At 66.8% G+C, this 11,854-nt stretch carries 12 protein-coding genes; 6 read left to right on the forward strand and 6 right to left on the reverse strand.

The window, feature by feature from the left end; translation table 11 throughout:
* Positions 1 to 10: 10 nt before the first annotated feature.
* Positions 11 to 313 (forward strand): putative quinol monooxygenase, encoded by a 303-nt coding sequence (locus ACP7AI_RS12535; protein ID WP_426167824.1) that lies wholly within the window; start codon positions 11 to 13, stop codon positions 311 to 313.
* A gap of 8 nt (positions 314 to 321) precedes the next feature.
* On the opposite strand, the gene ACP7AI_RS12540 is transcribed toward ACP7AI_RS12535, so the two are convergent.
* Positions 322 to 588 (reverse strand): hypothetical protein, encoded by a 267-nt coding sequence (locus tag ACP7AI_RS12540; protein ID WP_426167826.1) that lies wholly within the window; start codon positions 586 to 588, stop codon positions 322 to 324.
* 125 nt (positions 589 to 713) lie between these two features.
* Here ACP7AI_RS12540 and ACP7AI_RS12545 point away from each other — a divergent pair, with 125 nt between their 5' ends.
* The 4 genes from ACP7AI_RS12545 (at position 714) to ACP7AI_RS12560 (ending at position 4,809) form a co-directional block, all read left to right on the forward strand.
* Positions 714 to 1,244 carry a DUF2306 domain-containing protein gene (locus tag ACP7AI_RS12545; RefSeq protein WP_426167828.1) on the forward strand — a complete coding sequence of 177 codons (531 nt, stop codon included), beginning with the start codon at positions 714 to 716 and terminating at the stop codon, positions 1,242 to 1,244.
* Positions 1,245 to 1,276: 32 nt separating this feature from the next.
* Positions 1,277 to 2,101, forward strand: a complete 825-nt coding sequence (locus tag ACP7AI_RS12550; protein WP_426167830.1) for an oxygenase MpaB family protein — start codon at positions 1,277 to 1,279, stop codon at positions 2,099 to 2,101.
* Positions 2,102 to 2,168: 67 nt separating this feature from the next.
* Positions 2,169 to 3,410, forward strand: a complete 1,242-nt coding sequence (locus ACP7AI_RS12555; RefSeq protein ID WP_426167832.1) for a putative DNA modification/repair radical SAM protein — start codon at positions 2,169 to 2,171, stop codon at positions 3,408 to 3,410.
* 34 nt (positions 3,411 to 3,444) lie between these two features.
* Positions 3,445 to 4,809: a UdgX family uracil-DNA binding protein gene (locus ACP7AI_RS12560; protein WP_426167834.1), complete on the forward strand. Its 1,365-nt coding sequence runs from the start codon at positions 3,445 to 3,447 to the stop codon at positions 4,807 to 4,809.
* 33 nt (positions 4,810 to 4,842) lie between these two features.
* On the opposite strand, the gene ACP7AI_RS12565 is transcribed toward ACP7AI_RS12560, so the two are convergent.
* The 3 genes from ACP7AI_RS12565 to ald form a co-directional block, all read right to left on the reverse strand.
* Positions 4,843 to 5,727, reverse strand: coding sequence for a DUF4394 domain-containing protein (locus ACP7AI_RS12565; protein ID WP_426167836.1), 885 nt, complete (start codon positions 5,725 to 5,727; stop codon positions 4,843 to 4,845).
* An 83-nt stretch (positions 5,728 to 5,810) separates the two neighbouring features.
* Positions 5,811 to 6,503, reverse strand: coding sequence for a DJ-1/PfpI family protein (locus tag ACP7AI_RS12570; RefSeq protein ID WP_426167838.1), 693 nt, complete (start codon positions 6,501 to 6,503; stop codon positions 5,811 to 5,813).
* A 1-nt stretch (position 6,504) separates the two neighbouring features.
* Positions 6,505 to 7,602 carry an alanine dehydrogenase gene (ald, locus tag ACP7AI_RS12575; protein ID WP_426167840.1) on the reverse strand — a complete coding sequence of 366 codons (1,098 nt, stop codon included), beginning with the start codon at positions 7,600 to 7,602 and terminating at the stop codon, positions 6,505 to 6,507.
* 181 nt (positions 7,603 to 7,783) lie between these two features.
* Here ald and ACP7AI_RS12580 point away from each other — a divergent pair, with 181 nt between their 5' ends.
* Positions 7,784 to 9,706, forward strand: a complete 1,923-nt coding sequence (locus tag ACP7AI_RS12580) for a potassium transporter Kup (protein WP_426167842.1) — start codon at positions 7,784 to 7,786, stop codon at positions 9,704 to 9,706.
* A 122-nt stretch (positions 9,707 to 9,828) separates the two neighbouring features.
* Here ACP7AI_RS12580 and ACP7AI_RS12585 read toward each other — a convergent pair whose 3' ends face one another.
* Entirely contained in the window at positions 9,829 to 10,332 is a 504-nt protein-coding gene (locus tag ACP7AI_RS12585; RefSeq protein ID WP_426167844.1) for a hypothetical protein, read from the reverse strand.
* A 313-nt stretch (positions 10,333 to 10,645) separates the two neighbouring features.
* Complete coding sequence (locus tag ACP7AI_RS12590) at positions 10,646 to 11,818, reverse strand: acetyl-CoA C-acyltransferase (RefSeq protein WP_426167846.1); 1,173 nt, start codon at positions 11,816 to 11,818, stop codon at positions 10,646 to 10,648.
* Positions 11,819 to 11,854: the final 36 nt, after the last annotated feature.

The raw sequence follows: 11,854 nt of genomic DNA on the forward strand, positions 1-11,854 counted from the left end.
GGGACATCTCATGATTATCGTGATCGCGCGCGCCGAATTCGATCCGGCGCGGCTCGATGAACTCCAGCCCGCGCTCGACGCCATGATGAAGTCGACGTGGGAGGAATCGGGCTGCCTCGGCTATTCGATGGCAATCGAAAGTCGCGAGGACGGCATTTGCTCGATCGTCGAGCGCTGGGAGAATGAGGCGGCGCTCCGCGAGCATTTCAACCAGCCGCACATGGCGGCGTTCAACGCGGCCGTGAAGGGCGCCGTCAGGTCGATCGATGCCCGCATCTATGATGCGAGCAACGAGCGGCCGTTGATGATCTAGGCTGCGATCTAGTCTGACACGACCATCGGAATCGGCGGCGGCGTGACGATGGGCTGGCGGACCACCGGTGCCGGCGGCGTCGGCTTCTGCATGTAGCGGTTGATCGCCCAGGCGCCGACGGCCATGCCGGCCATGCCGAGCGGCCCCAGACGGCGCGCCACCATCGGCAGTGCAAAGCCGATCACGGCACCCGCCGGCCCCGCCGAGGCACCGGCAAAGGTCCGGGCCAGTGCCTGTCCGGCCAATGTCGTTACCAAGCGTCCGACGACTGCCATATCCTGTCTCCATCCTGTCGTTACCGACGTTAAATGGAATGGCCGGTGCAAGGTTCCAATCGTCGCCGTCGCAATCCGTCGCGAGCCGTGCCAGATTGGCCGGCGCGGTAGCGGCGGGGAACGTGATGGGCGGCACGATTGCACAGGGGCGCGGCGGCCTCCTCGACCGGTTGCTGCCCAACCGGCTGCTCGCCATCGCCAGCCTGATGCTGCTGGCCGCCGCGGTCATCGCGGTGCTGCGCGGACAGGCGCAATGGGATCGGGTGCCACCGCTGGTCTGGGTCCACCTGGCGACGATCCTTGCCGCGACGGCGCTGACGCCCATGATGCTGCTGCGCCGCAAGGGCACGATGTCGCACCGCACGCTCGGCTATGTCTGGGTCGGCGCGATGCTGCTGACGGCGGTGACCAGCCTGTTCTTCAATACCGGCGGGCGCCCGGGCAATATGGGGGTGTTCACCGGCGATTTCTCCTTCATCCACATATTGTCGGTGTGGGTGCTGCTGCAGGTGCCGCTGATCGCGGTCCGCGCCCGCCGGCACGAGGTGATGCGCCATGAAGCCAGCGTGCGCGGCATGGTCATCGGCGCGCTGCTGATCGCCGGGTTCTTCACCTTTCCGTTCCAGCGTATGCTCGGCAGCTGGCTGTTCGGTTGAGCAAGCGGGACCGGGACCTTATCTTGGGCCCCATGCCGCTTCGCAATGCCATCGCCGCGCAAGTCCATGACATGGTGGGGTCGCGCGCCGGCGATGGCATGGCGCGCGGGCCGGGCGATGCGGGGCTGCTGCCGTACAAGGGCGCGGCGTGGCGCATCCACAGCGATTTCGCGGCGATGATGATCGGCGGCGGCACCGCGCTGCTGATGCAGATGCTGCATCCGGCGGCGGCGGCCGGGGTGTGGGACCACAGCAATTTCCGTGCAGACATGACCGGCCGCCTGCGCCGCACCGCGCAGTTCGTGCGAGCGACGACGTTCGGTACCACCGAACAGGCCGATACGATCATCGACAGGGTGCGGCGCATCCATGATCGCGTCACCGGCGTGCTGCCCGACGGCGCGCCCTATCACGCCAATGACCCGGCAACGCTGACCTGGGTGCATGTCGCCGGCGCCGATGCCTTCGTGCGCGCCTATGTCCGCTATTGCGATCCCTGGGCATCGGGGGCGATGCAGGACCGCTATTTCGCCGAGACGGCCATCGTCGCGCGGCGGCTGGGGGCAACGGAGGTGCCCGAAAGCCGCGGCGCAGTGGCGCGTTACCTGCAGGGTGTGCGCCCGCAACTGCGCGCCGATGATCGCAGCCGCGCCATCGCCGATGTGCTGCTGGCGGCGCCGCCACCGGTCGCCGGCGCGGCACCGGCAATGCAACTCGTCATGGCTGCCGGCATCGACCTGATGCCGCCCTGGGCGCGGGCGCTGCACGGCCTCGACGCGCCGGCGTGGCGGCGGCCGGCGGTACGGGCGGGGGCGAAGGGCGTCGCGTCGCTGCTGCGCTGGTCGCTCGCCGCCTGAGGAATCCTGATCCGCCTGCGACACCGCGGCGATTGCATGCCGGCGGCACAGAACATAGTGTGAACGCATGGCGCATCTCGACACCCGCGAAAAGCTGGCGATCCTTGCGGATGCGGCGAAATACGATGCGTCCTGCGCATCGTCCGGCACGTCGAAGCGCTCGTCGGTGGGCAGCAAGGGCATCGGCAGCACTGAAGGCATGGGCATCTGCCACAGCTATGCCCCCGATGGCCGCTGCATCTCGCTGCTGAAGATCCTGCTGACCAACAGCTGCATCTTCGATTGCCATTACTGCATCAACCGGCGCTCGTCGAACGTGCGGCGGGCGCGCTTCACCGTCGACGAGGTGGTGAAGCTGACGCTGGCCTTTTACCGGCGCAATTACATCGAGGGGCTGTTCCTGTCGTCGGGCATCATCGGCACATCGGACTATACGATGGACCAGCTGGTGCGGGTGGCGAAAACGCTGCGCGAGGAGCATGATTTCCGCGGCTATATCCATCTGAAGACCATCCCCGACGCCGATCCGGAGCTGCTCGAACAGGCAGGGCTTTATGCCGATCGGCTGTCGATCAATATCGAGCTGCCGACGGAATCGGGCCTGGCGAAGCTGGCGCCCGAAAAGAACGGCATCCGCATCCGGGGCGCGATGACCGGGCTGAAGACCGCCATCGACGACAACAAGGATGCGCGGAAGCATTATCGTTCGGCGCCGAAGTTCGCGCCGGCCGGTCAGTCGACCCAGATGATCGTCGGCGCCGACGGGGCCGACGACAGCGCCATCATGGGCACGGCGCAGTCGCTCTATGGCCGGTTCCAGATGCGCCGCGTCTATTACAGTGCCTTTTCGCCGATCCCCGATGCCAGCGCTGTGCTGCCGCTGGTGTCGCCGCCGCTGATCCGCGAGCACCGGCTGTACCAGGCCGACTGGCTGATGCGGTTTTACGGTTTCGGCGTCGGTGAGGTGCAGGATGCGACCGACGCCGGCAATTTGCCGCTCGATATCGACCCCAAGACGGCCTGGGCATTGAAGAACCGGGGCCAGTTTCCGGTCGATATTAACCGCGCGCCGCGCGAGATGCTGCTGCGCGTGCCGGGGCTGGGGGTGAAGACGGTCAACGCCATATTGCGGGTGCGGCGGCAGCGGGCGCTGCGGCTCGACGATGTCGGGCGGCTGACGCGTGGCATCGAGAAGTTGCGGCCCTGGCTGATCGCTGCCGACTGGCGCCCGGTGGCGCTGGCGGAGCGCGGCGACCTGCGCGCGACGTTGGTCAAGCCGGCGCGGGCGCAGCTCGAACTGTTCGGGTGAAACGACCGTCGCCCGGGCGGCGTTGTGGCACGACATGACCAGCATAACCCTGTCCGCCCCCGATGATTTTGAAGGCTTCCGCGGCGCCGCCCGCGCGCTGATCGCCGCCGACACGCCGCCGGCCGCGGTGACCTGGCGCGTCGCGGGTGGCGACGGCGACCTGTTCGGCGGCGATGCCCCGCCCGCCGGCGGCGCCGAACTGCGCGTGCCCAAGGCGTTTCCCGACCTGGCCCGCCGCGTCATCTGCCACAGCGACCCGCAGCGGTTTGCGCTGCTCCACGACATTCTCGTGGCGCTGCAGGCGCGGCCGAAACTGCTCGAGGACAGCGCCGACCCTCGCGTCCGCCGGCTCGACGAGATGGCCAAGGCGGTCGGTCGCGACGTCCACAAGATGCGCGCCTTCGTGCGTTTCCGCGAGGTGCCCGACGACAGCGGCGAACATTATGCCGCCTGGTTCGAGCCCGAACATCATATCGTGCGCTACAACGCCGGCTTTTTCACCCGCCGCTTCACGACGATGCGCTTTTCGATCCTGACGCCGGAGCTGTGCCTGCACTGGGATGGCGAGACGGCGTCGTTCAGCCCCGGCGTGACCAAGGCGGAGGCGCCCGATGGCGACCCGATCGAGGCGACGTGGAAAACCTATTATGCCAGCATCTTCAACCCGGCGCGGCTGAAGATCGATGCGATGACGAGCGAGATGCCGAAGAAATACTGGAAGAACCTGCCGGAGGCCGAATTGATCCCCGACCTGATCGCCGGGGCGGCGAAGCGAACGCGGACCATGCTCGATGATGGCGGCGTGCGGCCGACCGGCAGCCTGGAGGGCCTTCGCGCCGAAGCCAGCGCCTGCCAGCGCTGCGACCTGTGGCGACCGGCGACGCAGGTGGTGTTCGGCGAGGGTCCGGCCGATGCGGCGCTGATGCTGGTCGGCGAACAGCCCGGCGACCAGGAGGATCTGGCCGGCCGGCCGTTCGTCGGGCCGGCGGGGCAGGTGCTCGATGCGGCGCTGGCGGAGGCCGGCATCGACCGCGCCCGGGCCTATGTCTCCAACGCGGTCAAGCATTTCAAGTTCGAGCCGCGCGGCAAGCGCCGCATCCATGCGAAGCCTGATACCGGCGAGATCACCGCCTGTCGCTGGTGGCTCGATGCCGAGCGCGCCGCGCTGAAGCCGCGCATCGTCGTCGCGCTGGGCGCTACCGCGGCGCGCGGGCTGACCGGCAAGGCGGTAACGATTTCCAAGGTGCGCGGTGCACCGATCGCGCAGCCCGACGGATCGGAGCTGTGGATCACCATCCACCCGAGCTATCTGCTGCGCATCGAGGACCCGACCCAGGCGGCGGCCGAACGGGCGCGTTTTGTCGAGGAACTGAAGGCCGTCGCCGCCCGGCTGGGGTGATGCGACCGGCGGCATGCCGCCGGTCGCATCCGATCAGGCGGTCAGCGCCGTTGCTGCGCGGCGGCGCATGGCACCACCAACAAGGCCGAAGCCGGCGATCAGCATCGCCCAGCTGGCGGGCTCCGGAACCGCACCGGCGGTGAAGCCGGTCAGCCCGCCGCCGCCGACGCCGCCGATGAAGGTCCCGGCGCCGGTCGACAGGTTGACGCTGTAGAAGTTGTCGCCGATCGAAAAGAAGGCGTTCCGGGTCTGCCCGGAAATGTCGAAGGCGACGCGATCGCCGACGCTGAACGAAAAGCCCAGGGGGCCGACGCCGACATAGGTGCCGGCATTGGCATTGGTCGACAGCAACAGGCTGTCGGACAGGGCGTCGAGGCCATAGAGCATGGTCGTCGTCGCGCCGGCGCGGTTGTTGGTATAGGCCGATGCCATGATGTCGACGTTCGGGCTGCCATTGAGCGTGATCGACCCGTCGACCAGCGTGGCGCCATTGGCCGGATTGATGCGCAGGTTCTGGTTGGTGTCGCTGATCAGCCGCAGCCGGTCGGGGACGGGATTGAAATCGATGCCGAAGCTGGTGCCGGTCGGCGTCGGTGCGATGACGCCGACGCTGGTCGCCGCATAGGTGCCGCCGGCGGCACGCGTCAGCGTGTACAGGTTGCCGCTGGTGCCGACGCTGTAGAGCACGCCGGTCGCCGGGCGCAGGTCGAGGCCGACGAGCGTGTCGCCAGCTGCGACGCCGGTGATGGTCCGCGTCGAGGTGATGGTCCCGGGCGCCGATGAATCGAAGGTGATGACGCTGCCGCCGGCAAGGCCATAGATACGCTCGGCAAGCGCTTCCGATGCCGGCGCCATGCTGGCGATGGCGAGGCCGGCAAGTCGCAGTACTGCTGATCTCGATTGAAGTTTCGGCATCATCTATGGGTCCCTTTCCGTTGCTGCCCCCGCTGGGCAGCTACGCGGGAGTCACGGCCATAGATGCGTCGTTTATGAAAATTTGTTCATCGAACTGAATCAGCGTTCAAGGCCGCTGCGGCGGCGTCGATCTCCGCCTGCCGCTCTCCCAAGCGGCCGGCCATCGCGGCCTGGACCATGGCCAGGATTTCCGGCCGCGCGGATGCCGGGGTGCCGCCGGGGCCCGCCTCCGGATCATATTCCAGCGCCAGCCGCACCGCGTCGGACACGTCCTGGCCATGCAGCTCGGCGATGACCCGAAAGGCGAAGTCGATGCCGGCGGTGACGCCGCCCGCGGTGATGCGGTCGCGGTCGACGACAGTGCGATCGGGTACCCAGGTTGCGCCGAAGCTGGGAAGGCTATGCCCCCAGGCCCAGTGGCAGCCGGCGCGATAGCCGTCCAGCAATCCGGCGGCGGCGAGGATCAGCGAGCCGGTGCAGACGCTGGTCATCAGCCGTGCAGCCCCGGCCTGCACCCGCAGCCAGTCGAGCGCCGCCGCATCGTGCATGACGGCGGTGCAGCCATAACCGCCGGGCACGCAGACCATGTCGAACTGGCCCGCATCGGCCAGCGTCTGCGTCGGCACCAGCGCCAGCCGGCAGTCGCTCATCACCGGATCGAGGTTGTGCCAGACATAATCGACGCTGGCGCCGGGCATCCGGCTGAGCACCTGCGCCGGCCCGGTCATGTCGAGCTGGGTGACGTTGGGATACAGCAGGAAACCGATGCGAAAGGCCATGCTATGCGGCCATCGGCAGCTGCAGCGCGTCGGCGACAGCCTGGTGGCGGATGCGGCCGCCGGCGACGTTGAGGCCTTCGGCGAGGTGCGGATCCGCCGCCATTGCCGCGGCGGCGCCCATGTCGGCGAGGCGCAGCACGAAGGGCAGCGTCGCGTTGTTCAGCGCAAAGGTCGAGGTGCGGGCGACGGCGCCGGGCATGTTGGCGACGCAGTAATGGATGATGCCGTCGACGACATAGACCGGGTCGGCATGGGTGGTCGCCCGGCTGGTTTCGAAACAGCCGCCCTGGTCGATGGCGATGTCGACGAGGACGCTGCCACGCTTCATCAGCTTCAGCATGTCGCGGCTGACCAGCTTGGGCGCCGCGGCGCCGGGGATCAGCACCGCGCCGATGACGACATGGGCACGGGCAATGGCGGCGGCGATAGCGGCGCGCGACGAGAACGCCGTCTTCACCCGGCCTTCGAAGATTTCGTCGATCTCCGCCAGCCGCGCCGTCGAGATGTCGTAGATGGTGACATCGGCGCGCATGCCGACCGCCATCTGCGCGGCATTGAGGCCGGAGACGCCGCCGCCGAGGATGGCCACGCGGCCCGGCGCGACGCCCGGCACGCCGCCGAGCAGGATGCCGCGGCCTCCCTGTTCTTTTTCGAGATAGTGTGCGCCGACCTGCACCGACATGCGGCCGGCAACTTCCGACATCGGGCGCAGCAGCGGCAGGCCGCCGTGCCGGTCGGTGACGGTTTCATAGGCGATGCAGGTGGCTCCGCTCGCCATCAGCGCTTCGGCCTGGGGCTTGTCGGCGGCGAGGTGGAGGTAGGTGAACAGCGTCTGTTCGGGGCGCAGCCAGGCGCATTCGTGCAGCTGCGGCTCCTTGACCTTGACGATCATCTCGGCGGCGCTGAACACCGACGGTGCGTCCGGGGCGATGGTCGCGCCGGCCGCGATATAGTCGCCATCGGTGAAGTCGATGCCGCCGCCGGCGCCGGTCTCGACGATGACCTGGTGACCGCGCGCCGTCAGCTCCGCCACCGATGGCGGGGTCAGGCCGACCCGATATTCATGAACCTTGATTTCCTTGGGTACGCCGACGCGCATCAAACTTCTCCAAACTCGCGATGGCGCGACCATAGCCGGTCGCCCCGGGATGGAACAGGTGCCCCGCCGGGCCGTTCCGTTGCGGCCGGCGCACATGACCGGCCGACAGGGCCGGGGTCAGCCGTCGCATTGCGGGCCCGTCATGGCTGTGCTACCGCGCCGCCCGCTTCCCTTCGGGACTTTGTGCACAATGTCGAGCGCGACAGCCGCGACGCCTGCGACCACTGCCGACGATCATGGCCATGCCCCGCAGGGCACGGCGCGGCTCGCCGTGGGCGCCATCGGCGTGGTGTTCGGCGACATCGGGACCAGCCCGCTCTATGCGCTGAAGGAAACCTTTACCGGCCATCACAAGCTGGCGGTGGACCAGCTGCACGTCTTCGGCGTGATGAGCCTCGTCTTCTGGACGATGACGCTGATCGTCACGGTGAAATACATCCTCGTCATCCTGCGTGCCGACAATCGCGGCGAAGGCGGGAGTCTTTCCCTGCTGGCGATGATCTCCCGCCTGTCGACGCACAGCGCCAAGCGGACGCGTTACCTGGGCCTGCTCGGGGTGCTGGCGACGGCGCTGTTCATCGGCGACTGCATCATCACCCCGGCGATCTCGGTGCTGTCGGCGGTCGAGGGGCTGACCGTCGTCAGCAGCGGTTTCGAGCGGCTGGTGCTGCCGATCTCGGTCGGCATCCTGATCGGCCTGTTCCTGCTGCAGGCGCGCGGCTCCGCCAAGGTCGGGGCGTTGTTCGCGCCGATCATGCTGGTCTATTTCGTCGTCATCGCCATCATGGGCCTGTTCCAGCTGGTGCAGAACCCGTCGATCCTGCAGGCGGTCAACCCGATCTGGGCGGTGCGCTTCTTTCTCGACAATCCGGGGCTGGGCTTTCTCGCGCTCGGCTCGGTGGTGCTGTCGGTGACGGGGGCGGAAGCGCTCTATGCCGACATGGGGCATTTCGGCAGGAAGCCCATCCAGGTCTCCTGGCTGTATTTCGTCATGCCGGCGTTGCTGCTCAACTATTTCGGCCAGTCGGCGCTGGTGCTGGCTTCGCCTGACAAGATCGCCAACCCGTTCTTCCTGATGGTGCCCGACTGGGCGCGGCTGCCGCTCGTCGGGCTGGCGACGATGGCGACGATCATCGCCAGCCAGGCGGTGATTTCGGGCGCCTTTTCGGTCGTGCAGCAGGCGGTGCAGCTCGGCTTCCTGCCGCGGGTGAAGATCACCCATACCTCGGCATCGGCGGCGGGGCAGATCTACATCCCGCTGGTCAACTGGGGCCTGCTCGGCATGGTCGTGCTGCTGGTGCTCAGCTTCCGGTCGTCGTCGAACCTGGCCTCGGCCTATGGCATAGCCGTCACCGGCAACATGTTCATCACCACCTGCATGATGGCGGTACTGGTGCTGACGGTGTGGAAATGGAATCGCTGGCTGGCCTATGGCTTTGTCGGCGTGTTCCTGGTCATCGATGCCGCCTATCTGGCGTCGAACATGACCAAGATTCCCGATGGCGGCTGGTTCCCGCTGCTCGTCGGCGCGATCACCTTCACCTTCCTGACGACCTGGGCCAAGGGGCGTTCGCTGATGCAGGAACGGCTGCGCGAAAGCGCCATGCCGATGGAGGTGTTCATCAAGTCCGCCGCCGGCGCCGCCACCCGGGTGCCGGGCACCGCGGTATTCATGACGACATCGCCCAAGGGCGTGCCGCCGGCGCTGCTGCATAACCTCAAGCACAACAAGGTGCTGCACGATCGCATCATGATCCTGACCGTGATGATCGAGGAAGTGCCCTATGTGTCGGACGAGGACCGCATCGGCGTCGTCGACCTGGGCAGCAATTTCTATCGGCTGTTCATCCGCTATGGCTTCATGCAGGAAATCGACATTCCGGCGGTGCTGAAGAAGGTCGAGAATTGTGGGCCGAAGCTGAAGATGATGGAAACCAGCTTCTTCCTGTCGCGGCAGACGCTGCTGGCCAGCGACCGGCCCGGCATGGCGCTGTGGCGCGAGCATCTGTTCAGCTGGATGATGCGCAACGCGGAAAGCGCGATGGATTTCTTCAAGCTGCCGACGAACCGGGTGGTGGAGTTGGGAAGCCAGGTCGAGATCTAGTCGCAGCGCGCCGACAGGCGCAAGACCGGACGGCGGGGCGCCGGGCATCAGGCCCGGCGAACGCGTCCGACGTGAGCCGCGGCTTTGCCGCGGCCCTGGCTGATATGGGGTGGAAAGCGGTCCTAGGGCAGCTGGCCACTGGTGCGGATAGGATTCCGCTTCTCAGTGATCTTCTGGCCAAGGTAGCTGCCGCCCCGAAACTGCAAACACTGCGGCATCCGAAAGTCCCCCTTGCGAGCAAAGATGAGACTTTGCATCTGATAAGTTAACTTGGTTGGGTGCGCTTTGACGAGCGCTTTGACATTATTGGCGTTCGCGAAATCGGTCCCCTCCAGCCGGGGCTCTGTTCCCACGTTGGTGTCCCTGCCGGTCGCACATTCGACAATGTAAACATGAGGATACACCTCTGAGCGAGATACGCGCTCAACATCTTCTTTGGTGATTAGGGCGGTGAGTAGCACCCACACTCCTGCACCATCGGGATTGGTTGCTGAGGCATGGGCGTCATTCTGAATTTCTGGCAACGAAGCCACTCGGGCAATGGGATTTTCGGGTTTGATCTCGACTGAACATCCAACGAGCAGCATCGCACAAGTTGCGGCCACGGATGATGGAAAAGCCTTCATCACTCCAATCTAACGCCAATTGCTGTTGACCGCTATTGGGGCGAAAGCGGACGGAACTCCCGAGGCCATCACTACCAAATCCTCCAAAAGTCTCGAAAGTCACTCACTTTGCGGCTCTGGCCGCGCCAAGATATATCTTCGCGTGAAGATTTCCTCTGATGCTCACGATGTCAAAGAGCGAAACGGTCGCGGTTATAACCAAATCGGTGATAAATGTCAAGTCTGCTCGGGGGTTGGTTCTTTTGCCGGCAGCACGGCACTGCAGGACGCACCCACCCCCGACCCCTCCCTTTCAGGGAGGGGGGAAGTAGGGTCAGACCTCGAACAGCGCCGCCGCCCCCATCCCGCCGCCGACGCACATCGTCACGACGACGCGCTTGGCGCCGCGCCGCCGGCCCTCGATCAGCGCATGGCCGGTCAGCCGTGAACCCGACATGCCGAAGGGATGACCGATCGAGATGGCGCCGCCGTCGACGTTGATCCGTTCGGGATCGATGCCGAGTTTGTCGCGGCAATAGAGGACCTGCACCGCGAAGGCCTCGTTCAGTTCCCACAGGTCGATGTCGGCGACTGTCAGCCCATGCCGCGCCAGCAGCTTGGGCACCGCGAACACCGGGCCGATGCCCATTTCCTCCGGGCTGCAGCCGGCGACGGCAAAGCCGCGGAAGACGCCCAGCGGCTCCAGCCCGCGCCGCGCCGCTTCCGCATCCGACATGACGACGCAGACGCTGGCGCCGTCCGACAACTGGCTGGCGTTGCCGGCGGTGATGAATCCGCCCTCGCGCACCGTCTTCAGCGCGGCGAGGCCGGCGAGCTGGGTGTCGGGGCGGTTGCCTTCGTCCTTGACGAGCGTCGCCAGTTCCAGGCTCTCGGTGCCGTCCTTGGCCGTCACCCGCTTTGTCGCGGCGATCGGCACGATTTCGGCATCGAAGCGACCGGCTTCTTGCCCGGCAGCGGTGCGGCGCTGGCTTTCGAGGGAATATTCGTCCTGGGCCTCGCGGCTGACGCCGTATTTGGTCGCCACGTAATCGGCCGTCTCGATCATCGGCCAGTACAGCGCCGGCATGGTCTCGGCGATGCCGTCCGACCGGTAGCGGACGAGGTTCTTGTTGGGCAGCACCAGCGATACCGAATCAAGGCCGCCGGCGACGTAGATGCCGTCCTCGCCGGCGCGCAGCCGCTGGGCGGCAAAGGCGATGGTCTGCAGCCCCGACGCGCATTTGCGGTCGATGGTGGTGCCCGACACGCCGACCGGTAGGCCCGCCGCCAGCGCCGCGACGCGGGCGACATTGTTGCCGGTGGCGCCTTCGGGATGGGCGCTGCCGAGCAGAACGTCCTCGACCTCGGCGCCGTCGACGCCGGCGCGCGACAGCGCTGCGCGGATGACATGTGCCGCCAGCAACGGGCCTTCGGTATCGTTGAGCGCGCCCTTGTAGGCGCGGCCGATCGGCGTGCGTGCGGTGGAAACGATGACGGCTTCGGTCATGTCGGGGCCTTCCAGCTGATTGCCGTCTCGGTAGCC

The sequence above is a fragment of the Sandarakinorhabdus sp. DWP1-3-1 genome, from assembly GCF_049896705.1.
Taxonomy (GTDB): Bacteria; Pseudomonadota; Alphaproteobacteria; order Sphingomonadales; family Sphingomonadaceae; genus Sandarakinorhabdus.

Bases quoted from the DNA above. Each gene is read 5' to 3' on its own strand.
- ACP7AI_RS12535 (WP_426167824.1), top strand. From the start codon at position 11: ATGATTATCGTGATCGCGCGCGCCGAATTCGATCCGGCGCGGCTCGAT.
- ACP7AI_RS12540 (WP_426167826.1), bottom strand. From the start codon at position 588: ATGGCAGTCGTCGGACGCTTGGTAACGACATTGGCCGGACAGGCACTG.
- ACP7AI_RS12545 (WP_426167828.1), top strand. From the start codon at position 714: ATGGGCGGCACGATTGCACAGGGGCGCGGCGGCCTCCTCGACCGGTTG.
- ACP7AI_RS12550 (WP_426167830.1), top strand. From the start codon at position 1,277: ATGCCGCTTCGCAATGCCATCGCCGCGCAAGTCCATGACATGGTGGGG.
- ACP7AI_RS12555 (WP_426167832.1), top strand. From the start codon at position 2,169: ATGGCGCATCTCGACACCCGCGAAAAGCTGGCGATCCTTGCGGATGCG.
- ACP7AI_RS12560 (WP_426167834.1), top strand. From the start codon at position 3,445: ATGACCAGCATAACCCTGTCCGCCCCCGATGATTTTGAAGGCTTCCGC.
- ACP7AI_RS12565 (WP_426167836.1), bottom strand. From the start codon at position 5,727: ATGATGCCGAAACTTCAATCGAGATCAGCAGTACTGCGACTTGCCGGC.
- ACP7AI_RS12570 (WP_426167838.1), bottom strand. From the start codon at position 6,503: ATGGCCTTTCGCATCGGTTTCCTGCTGTATCCCAACGTCACCCAGCTC.
- ald (WP_426167840.1), bottom strand. From the start codon at position 7,602: ATGCGCGTCGGCGTACCCAAGGAAATCAAGGTTCATGAATATCGGGTC.
- ACP7AI_RS12585 (WP_426167844.1), bottom strand. From the start codon at position 10,332: ATGAAGGCTTTTCCATCATCCGTGGCCGCAACTTGTGCGATGCTGCTC.
- ACP7AI_RS12590 (WP_426167846.1), bottom strand. From the start codon at position 11,818: ATGACCGAAGCCGTCATCGTTTCCACCGCACGCACGCCGATCGGCCGC.